Below are 13,563 nucleotides of genomic sequence, written 5' to 3' on the forward strand. Positions count from 1 at the left end.
CACGCCGCAAACAGCACTTTAGTGTATGCCCGAAGCAGCCAGGTAGCGTTCGGCGTCCAGCGCGGCCATGCAGCCGGTGCCGGCGGCCGTCACGGCCTGGCGATAGGTGAAGTCCTGCACGTCGCCGCAGGCGAAAATACCGTCCACGTTGGTTTTGCTGGTTCCGGGCAGGGTTTTCAGGTAGCCTTGCTCGTCGTGGTGCAGGTAGGGCTGAAAAATCTTGGAATTCGGGTCGTGACCGATGGCCACAAAGAAGCCCGACACCGGAATTTCACGGGTTTCGTGCGTCAGCGTATTTTTAACCCGCACGGCTTCCACGACGTGCTCGCCCAGAATTTCGTCGGTCACGGTATCAAAAAGGACCTCAATCTTGGGATTGTCAAGCACGCGCTGCTGCATTATTTTCGAGGCTTTCATCTCGCTTTTGCGCACAATCATGGTCACCTTGCTGCACAGGTTGGCGAGGTACGTGGCTTCCTCCGCCGCCGTGTCGCCGGCTCCCACGATGGCCACTTCCTGGCCCCGATAGAAGAAGCCGTCGCAGACAGCACAGGCCGAAACGCCCGAGCCGTTCAGCCGGGCTTCCGACGGAATACCCAGCCACTTGGCCGAAGCACCCGTGGCGATGATTACCGTATCAGCCGTCAGTTCCAGCGACTCGTCAATGGTGACTTTGCGCGGATGCACCGAGAAATCTACCGCCGTGGCAATGCCGTAGCGGATATCGGTACCGAAACGGGTGGCCTGCTTTTTCAGGTCTTCCATCATCTGCGGCCCGTTCACGCCATCGGCGTAGCCGGGGAAATTCTCCACGTCATTGGTGATAGTGAGCTGCCCGCCGGGCTGCAAACCCATGTACATAACCGGCACCATATTGGCGCGGGCGGCGTAGATAGCGGCGGTGTAGCCAGCCGGACCGGAGCCGATAATCAGGCATTTGATGTGTTCAGACATTTCGATTGCTGTAGTGCGAAGCTCTGCTTCGCGTATCGTTGAACGATGGATATAAAGCCGCTGTCGGTGTGTGAAGGCAAAGTCCCGCTTCGCACTTCATCTCCGTCATCTGGCTGTACAAAAAACCCCAACCTAACGGTCGGGGTTTTTTATTCTGCAAAACTAATTCATTAACCCAGATAAGGCTTCAATGCTTTCGAGCGCGACGTGTGCCGCAGCCGACGAATGGCCTTCTCCTTAATCTGGCGAACCCGCTCGCGCGTGAGGTTGAACTTCTCGCCAATTTCCTCCAAAGTCAGCGCGGCTTCGCCGTTCAACCCGAAGTACAGCGTGATAACATCAGCCTCGCGCTTGGTGAGCGTGCTCAGGGCGCGCTGCACCTCCTTGCGGAGCGAGTCATTCATCAGGGCCATGTCCGGCGACTCCTCATCCTCGTTTTCGAGCACGTCGAGCAAACGGTTTTCTTCGCCCTGCACAAACGGAGCATCCACCGATACGTGGCGACCACTGATTTTCAGCGTATCAACTACTTCGGAAGTGGTCAGCTCCAGCACTTCGGCAATTTCTTCGGGCGAAGGCTCGCGCTCAAACTTCTGCTCCAGCTCCGAGAAGGATTTACTGATTTTATTCAGCGAACCCACGCGGTTCAGGGGCAGACGCACGATGCGGCTCTGCTCGGCCAACGCCTGGAGGATGGACTGACGAATCCACCATACGGCGTAGGAGATAAATTTAAAGCCGCGGGTTTCATCAAAGCGCTTGGCGGCTTTGATAAGGCCGAGGTTGCCCTCGTTAATCAAGTCACCGAGCGAAAGGCCCTGGTTCTGGTATTGCTTGGCTACCGACACCACGAAGCGCAGGTTGGCCTTGGTCAGCTTTTCCAGCGCCTGCTGGTCGCCGTCGCGGATACGCTGCGCGAGCGTTACCTCCTCGTCGGGCGTGAGCAAATCCACCTTACCAATCTCCTGGAGGTATTTATCCAGCGACTGGCTTTCACGGTTGGTAATCTGCTTGCTGATTTTTAGCTGTCTCATGGGACTAGGTAAGAACGATATCTAATGGGGTTTATACGAAAGAAAAGGCCGTTTCGGCGTGTCCCTAGGTCAGAGGTAGCCAACAGGCTACCTCTGACATTAGTTCGGGACGCTTAGCCCAGCTACGCTTGGGCTTCGCCGTTGCTGGCTGCCGTCGCCTCGGGCTTGGGCAACAGCACCTTGCGCGAGAGCCGGTACTTGCCGGTTTTCTTGTCGATTTCCACCAGTTTCACGTCAATGTCCTGGCCCACTTCCAGCAGGCCTTCCAGCGTCTGAATCCGCTCGTGCGTCACTTCTGAGATGTGCAACAGCCCGTCTTTGCCCGGCATGATTTCCACGAAAGCGCCGTAGGGCTGAATGCTGCGCACCTTGCCTTTGTACACTTCGCCTACTTCCGGCTGCGCCGCAATGGCGCGGATGCGGTCGATGGCACCCTGCATGTCGTCCTGGTTAGCCGCGTAAATGCTTACGTGGCCCTTCTCGTCCTTCTCCTCGATGATAACCGTGGCGTTGGTATCCTTCTGGATTTGCTGGATAACCTTGCCGCCCGGCCCGATGATGGCGCCGATAAACTCTTTGTCAATCAACATCTTGTGCGAGCGTGGCGTGTGCGCCTTCAGCTCAGCCGCCGGGGCGGCAATGGTCTTGGCCATTTCACCCAGGATGTGCAGACGGCCTTCACGAGCCTGGTGTAGCGCGGCGGTCAGAATCTCATTGCTCAAGCCCTGGATTTTGATGTCCATCTGGCAGGCGCAAATGCCTTTCTCCGTGCCGGTTACTTTGAAGTCCATGTCGCCGAGGTGGTCCTCGTCGCCGAGAATGTCGCTCAGCACGGCATATTCGCCGGTTTCCTTATCCTGCACCAGACCCATGGCGATACCGGCCACAGCAGCCGAAATCTTCACACCCGCGTCCATCAGCGCCAGCGAGCCGGCGCAAACGGTGGCCATCGAGCTGGAGCCGTTCGACTCCAGAATGTCCGACACGATGCGGATGGTGTAGGGGTTCTCATCATCGGGCGGCAGCACTTGGCGCAGCGAGCGCAGGGCCAGGTTGCCGTGGCCGATTTCGCGGCGGCCAGCGCCCCGGTTCGGCTTCACTTCGCCGGTTGAGAAACCGGGGAAGTTGTAGTGCAGCATGAATTTCGAGTAGCCCTTAGCCAGCGGCTGGTCCACAATCTGCTCATCGAGCTTGGTACCGAGCGTGGCCGTGGTCAGGCTCTGAGTTTCGCCGCGGGTGAAAATGGCCGAGCCGTGCGCACCGGGCAGGTAGTTGATTTCCGACCAGATGGGGCGGATTTCGGTGAGCTGGCGGCCGTCGAGACGCACCCGCTCCTTCACCATCATGTCACGGATGGCCTTCTTCTCGGCCGAGCCATAGTAGCGGCTGAACATCTTCATGTTCAACTCGGCATCCACGGCCAGCAAATGCTCCAAAGTGGCCTTTTTCACCTTACCAAAGCCTTCCTTACGGCCACCTTTGCTGGTGTTGCCGCTGCGGGCCACATCGTAAGCGCCCTGGTACACGGCGTCGAGAATGGTCTTTTTCAGCGCCTCGTTCTCCTCGTACTTGGGGTACTCACGAGTGGGCGAATCGGCGGTGCGGCCCACGGCCTCGGCCAACTCCTTCTGCATCTGGCACTGGGCCTTGATGGCTTCGTGGCCGAAGGCAATGGCGGCTACCATTTCCTCTTCGCTCACTTCCTTCATGGCACCTTCCACCATGGCCACCGAGTCGGCGGTTGCGCCTACCATCAGGTCCATATCGGCGCGGGCCAGGTCGGAAGTCCGGGGGTTTATCTGGAACTGGCCGTCGATGCGCGCCACGCGCACTTCGGAAATCGGACCAGCAAACGGAATGTCCGAAATCGACAACGCAGCCGAGGCGGCCAGGGCGGCCAAGGCATCAGGCTGCACTTCTTTATCGGCCGAGATGAGGGTAATCATTACCTGCACCTCGTAGTGGTAGTCTTTGGGGAACATCGGCCGCAGGATACGGTCGACGAGGCGGCAAACCAGGATTTCGTAGTCGCTCAGGCGGCCTTCACGGCGCTGAAACGAACCGGGAATCTTGCCGGCCGAGCCGAATTTCTCCTGGTAGTCCACCGACAGGGGCAGAAAATCAACACCGTCGCGCTGGCTTGGGGCCGACACTACCGTGGCGAGCAGCATGGTATCGCCGAGGCGAACCACGACGGCACCGTCGGCGAATTTGGCCAGCCGGCCAGTTTCGATGGAGATAACGCGGCCGTCGGGCAGCGCCAGGGTTTTGGTAATGGCGTGGGGTTGGGACATCAGCGGGATTTGCTTGGAAAAGCGACAGCGGGCGAGCAGCCAAAAACGAATGCCGCCAGTGGCGGCCGTCGTTACTCAGGTAAACACAAATGCGACGATATTTTGGTTATCAATTGCTGGTTATCCGTTGTCAGAACTGTTAATGAACGGCCTGACAACGGACAACCAGCAACCGACAACTAATCATTCCGGGGCAGTCTCAGTGCCAAACCGACCCGAACAAAAAAAGAGTAGGGAACCTTCGTTGGAAGGCTCCCTACTCTCAGATTCTGGACTTACTTACGGATGCCCAGCTCCTTGATAATGGCGCGGTAGCGGTTGATTTCGCGGTGCTGCAGGTAATCCAACATGCGGCGGCGCTTACCTACCAGCTTCAACAGGCCCAGACGGGTGCTGTGGTCCTTCTTGTTCACCTTCAGGTGCTCAGTCAGGTGGGTGATGCGGTGGGTGAAAAGGCCAATCTGAGCCTCGGCCGAACCGGTATCAGTTTTTACTTTTTGCAGGCTGTTCTTTTCGAAAATTGCCTGTTTTGCTTCGGTGGTTAAAATCATCGGCTGATAGGAGTTACCCCGTCTTAGATTTAAGGATGAAAAAATGTTAGTCGGTTACCCCACACATTGGGGTGCCGCAAAGGTACGCAATTTAAAAACAGGATGAAAGCACGAAGACGATATTTTGTAGCATACGCAACAGCTTGTGACGAGCGCAGCGAGTGGCGGTGGCCGCGCCGTTCAACGATTACACTCGCTGCGCTCGTCACAGGCTAAAGCTTACGCTACTTCTTCTGCCGGCTCGGTGATTTTGCGCAACGACGGAATGCCCAGCCGTTGCGGGAGCCGACGCCAGAAATCCATTTCCAGCAAGCCCGAGTCGTTGTAGGCCTGGTACAGGAAAAACAAGCCGGCCGGCAGCAGCACCAGATTAGACAGCCACATGCCCAGGCCCACGGGCATCACAAACTCGCGGCCGTATTTCTCGCCCATAATACTAATTACATAGTAGATAATGAAAAAGAGGATGGAAACCAGAATGGGTACTCCCAGCCCACCCTTCTTGATGATGGAGCCCAAGGGCGCACCAATCAAAAACATGAGTAGCACCGCCACCGACTGGGAGTATTTACGGTAGACTTCGATGCGGAACAGCGCCGAGTTCTTGGCCATGTCGTTCAGGCGCTCGGCCGTGCTGCTGGCGTAGGCGCGCATGTTGCGGGCCCGGTTGGCGGCCTGTTGCAACATGGCGGCCGTAGTGGCGGGCAAGCGCGTGGCGGGCACTTGCAGCCCTACTACCCGTTGGTTGGCCGCACGGCTAGTCGTATCAAAACGCAGGAAGGTGTAGTACGCATTCATCTGCCGCGGGATAACATTCTGCTCCCGGCGCATCTGTCTTTGCAAGGAATCGGTGGCCTGGTGCAGCTGCGGAATGTTGAGCATCATCCGATTCTGCTTGAAAAGGTCTTCTTTGGTGCGGCCTAAGTCGAACGAAGCCAGCGAAAAGGTGACTATGTTGTGGTCGAAGCCCTGCCGGATGAAGCTGGCCCCGGCCCGGTTCTGCGCATCGGGCTGTTCCACGTAGTTATTGCCGTGGAAAAGCTCCAGGCCCAGGTAAGCCCCACCGAAACGGGTGAACATGCGGCCGGAATCGGCGAGCATCACCGTGGCATTACCCGACTTTTGGGTATGGTCATAAATCATGACGCCATGCAGGCGGTCGCCATTTTCGCCGGTTTTCTTATCGACTTTGATGGTGTAGCCCGGAATACCGTTATAGAACACGCCTTCGCGAATATCGAGGGCCAGTTTTTGTTGCCGCACATCCCAGAGGAGGCTATACGCTTTCAGGTTGGCACGGGGTACGATGGTTTCATTAAACCAGAACGCCCCCACCGCCAGGCCTACCGTGAGCAGCAGCACCGGCCGCAGAATGCGCGTCAGGGCGATGCCCGAGGCCTTGATGGCCGTAAGCTCGTGGTGCTCGCCCAAATTACCATAGGTCATCAGCGACGAAAGCAACACGGCCAGGGGCAGCGAGATGGGTACAATCAGTACGCTGAAATAAAACAGCAACTGCAACAGTACGCCCGTGCCCAGGTCCTTGCCGATGATATCGTCGAGGTATTTGAGCAGCGTGTGCGTGAGCAGAATAAACTGCACCACGGCAAAAGTGAGCAGGAAAGGCCCGGCAAAGGCCTTCAAAATAAGCTTGTCGAGCTTTTTAATCATAGCGAGCGGCGCTGAGGTGAATTCCGCGCCCGGGCTGAAACGATGGGAAGGAGAAAAAAGTACCGGTAACGGCGGCAGCCAGTGCGGCGCCTACCGTCGCCCGGCCCCTACCCGCCTACCTGCTCCCGGAGCTTCGCCACCAGGCTTTCCCACATTTCCTGTTGCTCAGCAGCATCGTGTCCCGACGAATAGTCAACCACTCGCAGGTATACCTCATCCGTTACCTGCGACGAATCGAGGGTAAACTCCAGATAATTGGCATCGGCCACGGTCTGGCGCTGCTCGTTGAGGAAAACAAAACGGACGGCCCGGTTCAGGCGTTGCCCCGAAATCTCGGCAAAATGATTCTCCTGGTCCCAGATAAAGTTAAGGTGATGCCCATCCGCGTAGCGCACATCATCGCAAAACCACTGTGAAAGCCCGGAGGCCGTAGCCAGGTAGGGGAAAAGTATCTTGGGCGACGCGTTAATCGGGAATTCCACCACGAAACGCGTTTTAGTTTGAATATCAGGCAATGCCATGGGAGATAAAGCGAAGAAAGGATGAGTTGGCGGGTTTGAAACCAGCACTACGTAGAGGAATTACAGTTTTTTTGGCCTTGACGCTTGCGTCGGGGCGTATTGTGGCGTTACCTTTGCACCCACAAAAAACCCGGCGGGGTAGCTCAGTTGGTTAGAGCACAGGATTCATAACCCTGAGGTCACGAGTTCAACTCTCGTCCCCGCTACTTCAGAAAAAACCGTTTTGGCCCAGTGCCGAAGCGGTTTTTTTCATTAGGGCCATCTGGCAGGCGGGAGCTGTTTGCGGCTACCGGAATAGCTGCGCCCCGTTTTGCCGCGTTAGCGGCCGGGCCGTTTGGGTTATGAAGCCCCAAAACAAGAAAACGCTGAACCCAGGGGCCAGCGTTTTCTTGGTTGGTAACGCCCAAGGGGCAATTACTTTGCCTTCTCCACGATGCCTTTGAAGGCAGCCGGGTGGTTCAGGGCCAAATCAGCCAGCACCTTGCGGTTGAGCTCGATGCCAGCCTTTTTCAGGCCGCCCATCAGCTGCGAGTACGACAGGCCGTGCTCACGAGCGCCGGCGTTGATACGCTGAATCCAAAGGGCGCGGAACTCCCGCTTTTTTACTTTACGGTCGCGGTAAGCGTACAAGAGGCCTTTTTCAACGGCGTTCTTGGCTACGGTCCACACGTTTTTGCGACGGCCATAGTAGCCTTTCGCCAAACGCATGATTTTCTTACGGCGGTGGCGCGAGGCCACATGGTTGACACTTCTTGGCATAACCTAGAGAGTTTTTGGCAGCCGGCGACGGGTTAAAGTCTTAGAGCCGGAAGCCTGGTGAAAATGAGTTAAAAAATCAATAATTAAAAATAGAGCAATTGTGCAAACAGCAGCAATTTTTAATTCTCAATTTTTTAATTAAAAGTTGAGCATCTGACGCACGCGGTTCATGTCAGCGCTGCTCACGAGACCGGTGTGGGTCAGGCCGCGCTTTTGCTTGGTCGTCTTCTTCGTGAGGATGTGTGATTTGAAGGCGTGCTTCCGCTTCACCTTGCCCGTTCCGGTGAGCGCAAAGCGCTTCTTAGCACCGGATTTCGTCTTTACTTTCGGCATCGTAGTGGTTGTTGGAGGTTTGGTTGTTGATTGTTGATTGCTGACTGACCGGTGGTCGGGAAGCCATCTTCAACCGGGTAAAATCTATTCGGCGGCGTCGGCAGCGGGTGCCGGGGCCGTTTCGGAGGTCTGTTCGGTGACTTCAGCTTTGGGCTCGGCAGATTTCGGAGCTTTCGGCTTGGCATCGGCCGGAGCGGCGGGCTTGGCGGCGGCTTTGGCTACTACCGCGGCTTTGGGAGCCAGGTAGAGGAACATGCGTTTGCCTTCTAGCTTGGGCAGCTGCTCTACTTTGGCCAGGTCCTCAAGGGCCTGGGCAAATTTGAGCAGCAGGATTTCGCCCCGCTCTTTAAACACAATGCTTCGGCCCACAAAGTGCACGTAGCTCTTGATTTTGGCACCTTCGCGGAGAAATTCCTGGGCGTGCTTCACCTTGAAGGCGAAGTCATGCTCGTCGGTGTTGGGACCGAAACGAATTTCTTTGAGTACGACCTTGGTCTGCTTGGCCTTGAGCTCACGGGTTTTCTTCTTCTGCTCGTACTTAAATTTCGAGTAGTCGATGACGCGGCAAACGGGCGGCGTGGCCGTGGGCGAAATCTCAACGAGGTCGAGATTCTGGTCCTGGGCCATTTTCCGGGCTTGGTCAGTTGGGTACACGCCTTGTTCGACGTTATCGCCAACGAGGCGGACTTCCCGCGCGAGGATTTTCTGGTTGATTTTGAACGGCTCTTCCACCTGCTGGCGGGGCACGTACCGACGATTCGGGGCTGCTATGGTATGGTCCTCCTCCTAAAAAAGTGGCGGGAAATGAGATTCTGGGCGGTTTGGGCCGGGTGGGGCCTGGCAATCAGGGGGCAAATATCGGCATTTTTAATTGGAAAGGCAAGCCGGCAGCCAATTCTATTTTCAAGCAAGCAAAAAATGGCGTCATGCTGAGCGGAGTCGAAGCATCTCTGCTACCCTACTAATTCCGATTAAATGGATTACTACTGCGGTAGAGATGCTTCGGCTGCGCTCAAAATGACGTTCTTTTTTCTCCGCTCTAACCTGATTAATAGGCTTCTACAATCTGACTTTGTACGCTCTTGACGAAAGCGTCCAAGGGCATCGAGCCCAGGTCCCCCTCGCCGTGCTTGCGCACGCTGATGATGTTGTCCTGCGCTTCCTTCTCCCCCACCACCAGCAGGTAGGGAATCTTACTCATTTCCGCGTCCCGGATTTTGCGGCCTATGCGCTCGTCGCGGGCATCCACGGTGCCGCGCAGCTCGTGCTGCTCCAGCTGGGCTTTTACCTCATTGGCGTAGTCGATGTACTTGTCCGAGATGGGCAGCACGATGAACTGCTCGGGCGTGAGCCAGAGCGGGAAATTGCCGGCGCAGTGCTCGATAAGTACGGCCACGAAACGCTCCAGCGAGCCGAAGGGCGCACGGTGCAGCATGACGGGGCGCTGCTTGGTGTTGTCGGGGGCCACGTACTCGAGGTCGAAGCGCTCGGGCAGGTTGTAGTCGACCTGAATGGTGCCGAGCTGCCAGCGACGGCCGAGGGCATCGCGCACCATGAAGTCGAGCTTGGGGCCATAGAAGGCGGCTTCACCGAGCTCAGTGGTGGTGCTGAGGCCTTTTTCGGCGGCGGCTTCCTGGATGGCGCTTTCGGCCAAGGCCCAGTTCTCGTCGGAGCCGATGTACTTGACCTTGTTTGCGGGGTCGCGCAGGCTGATTTGGGCCGTATAGTCTTCGAAACCAAGGTTTTTGAAGACGTAAAGCACCAGGTCAATCACCTTCTTGAACTCGTCCTTCACCTGGTCGGGGCGGCAGAAAATGTGGGCATCGTCCTGGGTGAAGCCGCGCACGCGGGTGAGGCCGTGCAGCTCGCCCGACTGCTCGTAGCGGTACACGGTGCCGAACTCGGCGTAGCGCACGGGCAGGTCGCGGTAGCTGCGGGGCTCGGTTTTATAGATTTCGCAGTGGTGCGGGCAGTTCATCGGCTTGAGGAAGAATTCCTCGCCGGGGTTGGGCGTTTTGATGGGCTGGAACGAATCCGCGCCGTATTTCTCGTAGTGGCCGCTGGTCACGTACAGCTCTTTGGAACCGATGTGGGGCGTGACGACGGGCTGGTAGCCGGCCTTCACCTGGGCTTTGCGCAGGAACTGCTCGAGGCGCTCGCGCAGGGCCGTGCCTTTTGGCAGCCACAGGGGCAGGCCGGCGCCTACTTTCTCGGAGAAAGCAAACAGCTTCAGCTCCTTGCCCAGCTTGCGGTGGTCGCGGCGCTTGGCCTCTTCGAGGCGTTCGAGATACTCAGTGAGGTCCTTGGCCTTGGGAAAGGTGATGCCGTAGAGGCGCGTGAGCTGCTTGTTTTTCTCATCGCCGCGCCAGTAGGCCCCGGCCACGTTCATCAGCTTGGCCGCCTTGATGGTGCTGGTGTCGGGGATGTGCGGGCCGCGGCAGAGGTCGGTGAAACCGCCCTGCGTGTAGAAGGTGATTTGGCCGTCTTCGAGGTTTTCGAGTAGCTCCAGCTTGTAAGGGTCCTGCTTTTCGGTGAAGTAGGCAATGGCATCGGCTTTGGAGACTTCCTTGCGGATGTAGCGGCTTTTGCTCTTGGCCAGCTCCAGCATTTTCTTCTCGATTTCGGGGAAGTCTTCGCTGGAAATGCTGCGGCCTTCGCCCAGGTCAACATCGTAATAGAAGCCGTTTTCGATGGCCGGGCCGATGGCCAGCTTCACGCCGGGGTACAAGGCTTCAAGGGCTTCGGCCATGAGGTGGGCCGAGGAGTGCCAGTACGTGGACTTACCAGCGGTGTCGTTCCAAGTCAGGATTTCGACGGCAGCATCTTCGGTAAAGGGGCGGTGCAGGTCGCGGACTTCGCCGTTGACGCGCACGGCCAAGGCGTTGCGGGCCAGGCCTTCGCTGATGCTGGCGGCCAGGGCGTGGCCGGTAGTGCCGGACTCGACCGGGCGAACCGAGCCGTCGGGGAGGGTGATGTTGAGCATGAGAATGGGGTAAAGTGCCCGGTGGGCAAAGCTGGGCGCAAGTTACGCTTCGCTTTATGAGGAAGTAAGAATGCGCGGCGAAGAATTATGGATTTTATCCGGTCTTCTCCGGCTCCTTTCACCCCAATTTAAGGGCGTTATCTGGCGCTGGGCGTGAGCGTGGGCAGCGGGGCGATGGGCAACGGGCGCACCGGAGCCGGCCGGCGATAGTAGTTGCGCGGGGCGGGCCGCAGGCTGTCGGGCAGCAGCGCCTGCGCCTTCCCCCCTATTTTCCAGACCTTGAACGTCCAGTGCGGATTACCCGGATTTTCGGCCACGAGCAGGCGGTACTGGGCAATGGCTTCGGGCAGTCGGTTCTGGGTTTCGAGGGCCTCGGCGAGGAGGGCGCGGGCCTGGGGCAGGCGCGGATTACGACGCAGCGCCCGCGTAAGGTGCTGAATGATGACCGCCGGGCGACGTGCTTTGGCCGCCGCCAAACCGAGGCGGTAGTCGGCCCGGTAGACGGTGGTATCAAGGGCCAGCGCGCGGCGGTAGTACCACAGGGCGCTATCGGGCTGGCCCTGAAGTTCCAGGTGGCGGCCGTAGTCGTAGTGCAACAGGCCCGAGGCGGTATCCAGGCGCAGGCCCAGCGCGGCGTAGCGGGCGGCATCGGCCGGAATACGCCAGGCATTAAGCAAAAACGCCAGCTGATGCAGGATTTCCGGTTCGCGGGGATTTCGGGCCAGCGCATCCTGCAAATACTGCACGGCCGTACTGGTATCGGCGGTGGCGGCGTAGGCGAGGCCTTTGTAGAAGAGCGCGGCGGGCTGGTCGGGGTCGAGGCGCAAGGTCCGGTCGAGGTTGTCGAGGGCGGCCGCGTAGTTGCGGGCCGCCAGGTGCGTTTCGCCCACCATGAGGGGCAGCTCGGGGCCGGTGAAGCCGCGGTCGGCGGCCTGGCGGGCGGCCGCCAGCGCATCGGGCAGCTGGCCCAGCGCCCGGAACGCCCGCGCCTGCAAAAAGTACAGGCCGGCATCGGCATCGTCAATTTGCAGGGCGGCCACCACATCGGCCAGGGCGGCGCGGGGCTGGCCAGCGGCCAGGCGCAGCGTGGCGCGGCGGGCCAGTAGCGCCGTGTTACGAGGCTCCCGGGCAATGGCTCCGTTCAGCTCGTCGGCCTGCACGCGGGGGCCGCTTTGCACGGTGGCCAGGTTCACCAGCGTATCGGGACGCTCGGCGGGCGTGGTTTGGCAGGCCGGCAGGGCCAGGCTGCCCAGTAGCGCCCAGCAGCCCAAACACCGCCCAAACAAAGAAATAACGCGCTTCATTAGTTGCAAAGTACGGTCCTGGGCGGGCGTTGCAAACTATTGCTTGCGGCTGAGGGTGTCGCTCGGGGCCGGGCGGGAAGTTGGCACGGCTGCGGGAGCGGTAGCTGGAACGACTGGATTCTGCCGCGCTAACCGCTTCTCCCGGCGGGCATCGGCCCGCACCAGCGGCGGCAACAGCTTACGACACAACCGACTCACTACCAAGTCTTCGCTGGTGATGGGCGGCAATTTCTCGACTTCTTTCAGCACGGCGATTGCCTTTTTCCGACGGCCTTGGTAGATGTACATGCGGGCCAGGTCGTAGCTGACCTGAATGTTTTGCGGAGCCATTTGGTGCGCTCTTTCCAGGTTGGCCATGGCTTCGCGGCTGTCGCCGCCGGTGGGCACGCCGCCCAGCACCAGCTTGCTGTAGAGGCGCTCAAACACGTTGTAGTGCGCCACCCGATACTGCCAGCGGCCGCGCAGCTGCCAGGCTTCGGGCCAGTCGGGCCGCTTTTCGGTGGCCAAGTATGCGTGCGCCCGGATGTCACGAAAAACCTGTAGTCGGGCCCCGGCCGGCAGCAAAGTCGCCTGGTTGAAAAGCACCAGCGCCAGGGCGTAGTTGCTTTCGCCCCCTTCGGGCTCAAGCAGCAAGGCGCGGTCGGCATATTGGCGGGCAACGTCGAAATAGGCGGCTTTCCGGGTTTCGTCGGAATAGCGACTGCCAATTTTCACACTGAGCACCGCCGCCTGCCACAGCGCCAGGTAGTGGGTGGGCACCGTTTTCAGAATATCCTGATAAACGGCCAGGGCTTCCGAGTCTTTGAATGCGCTGGCCAGGCTGGCGGCCTGCGCCAGTTTGGTGCGCACGGCGGGCGGGTCGGCGGCGGGCAGCTTCACGGCCGGCGCTTTGGCCACGGGGGCCGCCGGCTTGCGGGGCCGGGCCGGAAGCTGGGCCTGAGCTGGCGCGCTACCCACGGCCAGCAGCAACAGGCAGACCACCAGCCCCCCGCCGCCGCGCCGCCGGAACCGAGCCGGACACAACGACCACAACTGGAAAAAAGTAAGCATAAGGCAAAGAAATACGCCAATGGCACAACCAACCGCCAAGTTCAGCGGGGCCAGCCCCCGGCAGCTGGCCAAAAAAATGCGGCAACCGGACAAGGATTCTGCCCCGGCT

At 59.0% G+C, this 13,563-nt stretch carries 11 protein-coding genes, 1 tRNA gene and 1 pseudogene; 1 reads left to right on the forward strand and 12 read right to left on the reverse strand.

All coding sequences use genetic code 11. The features are described 5' to 3' along the window. Positions 1–18 precede the first annotated feature (18 nt). The 6 genes from trxB to ABD819_RS08960 all read right to left on the reverse strand — a co-directional run bounded on the left by trxB (position 19) and on the right by ABD819_RS08960 (position 7,025). Positions 19–954, reverse strand: a complete 936-nt coding sequence (gene trxB, locus ABD819_RS08935) for a thioredoxin-disulfide reductase (RefSeq protein WP_345123258.1) — start codon at positions 952–954, stop codon at positions 19–21. A 170-nt stretch (positions 955–1,124) separates the two neighbouring features. Next, positions 1,125–1,988 (reverse strand): sigma-70 family RNA polymerase sigma factor, encoded by an 864-nt coding sequence (locus ABD819_RS08940; RefSeq protein WP_035566352.1) that lies wholly within the window; start codon positions 1,986–1,988, stop codon positions 1,125–1,127. A 122-nt stretch (positions 1,989–2,110) separates the two neighbouring features. Further along, positions 2,111–4,282 (reverse strand): polyribonucleotide nucleotidyltransferase, encoded by a 2,172-nt coding sequence (pnp, locus tag ABD819_RS08945; protein ID WP_345123261.1) that lies wholly within the window; start codon positions 4,280–4,282, stop codon positions 2,111–2,113. A gap of 275 nt (positions 4,283–4,557) precedes the next feature. Next, entirely contained in the window at positions 4,558–4,833 is a 276-nt protein-coding gene (rpsO, locus tag ABD819_RS08950; protein WP_345123263.1) for a 30S ribosomal protein S15, read from the reverse strand. Positions 4,834–5,052: 219 nt separating this feature from the next. After that, positions 5,053–6,504, reverse strand: coding sequence for an LptF/LptG family permease (locus tag ABD819_RS08955; protein ID WP_345123266.1), 1,452 nt, complete (start codon positions 6,502–6,504; stop codon positions 5,053–5,055). Positions 6,505–6,611: 107 nt separating this feature from the next. After that, positions 6,612–7,025: an START-like domain-containing protein gene (locus tag ABD819_RS08960; RefSeq protein ID WP_345123269.1), complete on the reverse strand. Its 414-nt coding sequence runs from the start codon at positions 7,023–7,025 to the stop codon at positions 6,612–6,614. A 132-nt stretch (positions 7,026–7,157) separates the two neighbouring features. Here ABD819_RS08960 and ABD819_RS08965 point away from each other — a divergent pair. Continuing rightward, a tRNA-Met gene (locus ABD819_RS08965) sits at positions 7,158–7,231 on the forward strand. A 208-nt stretch (positions 7,232–7,439) separates the two neighbouring features. Here the strand turns inward: ABD819_RS08965 and rplT are convergent. The 6 genes and pseudogenes from rplT to ABD819_RS08995 form a co-directional block, all read right to left on the reverse strand. Continuing rightward, positions 7,440–7,784: a 50S ribosomal protein L20 gene (gene rplT / locus ABD819_RS08970; RefSeq protein ID WP_070728591.1), complete on the reverse strand. Its 345-nt coding sequence runs from the start codon at positions 7,782–7,784 to the stop codon at positions 7,440–7,442. Between the two features lie 138 nt (positions 7,785–7,922). Continuing rightward, entirely contained in the window at positions 7,923–8,117 is a 195-nt protein-coding gene (gene rpmI, locus ABD819_RS08975; protein WP_070731735.1) for a 50S ribosomal protein L35, read from the reverse strand. Positions 8,118–8,330: 213 nt separating this feature from the next. Then, positions 8,331–8,888, reverse strand: a pseudogene (infC, locus tag ABD819_RS08980) (translation initiation factor IF-3); the annotation flags it as partial. Positions 8,889–9,165: 277 nt separating this feature from the next. After that, positions 9,166–11,100 (reverse strand): threonine--tRNA ligase, encoded by a 1,935-nt coding sequence (thrS, locus tag ABD819_RS08985; RefSeq protein ID WP_345123280.1) that lies wholly within the window; start codon positions 11,098–11,100, stop codon positions 9,166–9,168. Between the two features lie 137 nt (positions 11,101–11,237). Next, a complete protein-coding gene (locus ABD819_RS08990; RefSeq protein WP_345123282.1) occupies positions 11,238–12,404 on the reverse strand; it encodes a tetratricopeptide repeat protein in 1,167 nt (388 codons plus the stop codon). A 36-nt stretch (positions 12,405–12,440) separates the two neighbouring features. Further along, positions 12,441–13,454: a tetratricopeptide repeat protein gene (locus ABD819_RS08995; protein ID WP_345123284.1), complete on the reverse strand. Its 1,014-nt coding sequence runs from the start codon at positions 13,452–13,454 to the stop codon at positions 12,441–12,443. Positions 13,455–13,563: the final 109 nt, after the last annotated feature.

The sequence above is a fragment of the Hymenobacter antarcticus genome (assembly GCF_039539545.1).
Lineage (GTDB): Bacteria > Bacteroidota > Bacteroidia > Cytophagales > Hymenobacteraceae > Hymenobacter > Hymenobacter antarcticus.

What these genes read in the sequence shown, in the direction of transcription:
- trxB (WP_345123258.1), bottom strand. Translation starts at nt 954, where the DNA reads ATGTCTGAACACATCAAATGCCTGATTATCGGCTCCGGTCCGGCTGGC.
- ABD819_RS08940 (WP_035566352.1), bottom strand. Translation starts at nt 1,988, where the DNA reads ATGAGACAGCTAAAAATCAGCAAGCAGATTACCAACCGTGAAAGCCAG.
- pnp (WP_345123261.1), bottom strand. Translation starts at nt 4,282, where the DNA reads ATGTCCCAACCCCACGCCATTACCAAAACCCTGGCGCTGCCCGACGGC.
- rpsO (WP_345123263.1), bottom strand. Translation starts at nt 4,833, where the DNA reads ATGATTTTAACCACCGAAGCAAAACAGGCAATTTTCGAAAAGAACAGC.
- ABD819_RS08955 (WP_345123266.1), bottom strand. Translation starts at nt 6,504, where the DNA reads ATGATTAAAAAGCTCGACAAGCTTATTTTGAAGGCCTTTGCCGGGCCT.
- ABD819_RS08960 (WP_345123269.1), bottom strand. Translation starts at nt 7,025, where the DNA reads ATGGCATTGCCTGATATTCAAACTAAAACGCGTTTCGTGGTGGAATTC.
- rplT (WP_070728591.1), bottom strand. Translation starts at nt 7,784, where the DNA reads ATGCCAAGAAGTGTCAACCATGTGGCCTCGCGCCACCGCCGTAAGAAA.
- rpmI (WP_070731735.1), bottom strand. Translation starts at nt 8,117, where the DNA reads ATGCCGAAAGTAAAGACGAAATCCGGTGCTAAGAAGCGCTTTGCGCTC.
- thrS (WP_345123280.1), bottom strand. Translation starts at nt 11,100, where the DNA reads ATGCTCAACATCACCCTCCCCGACGGCTCGGTTCGCCCGGTCGAGTCC.
- ABD819_RS08990 (WP_345123282.1), bottom strand. Translation starts at nt 12,404, where the DNA reads ATGAAGCGCGTTATTTCTTTGTTTGGGCGGTGTTTGGGCTGCTGGGCG.
- ABD819_RS08995 (WP_345123284.1), bottom strand. Translation starts at nt 13,454, where the DNA reads ATGCTTACTTTTTTCCAGTTGTGGTCGTTGTGTCCGGCTCGGTTCCGG.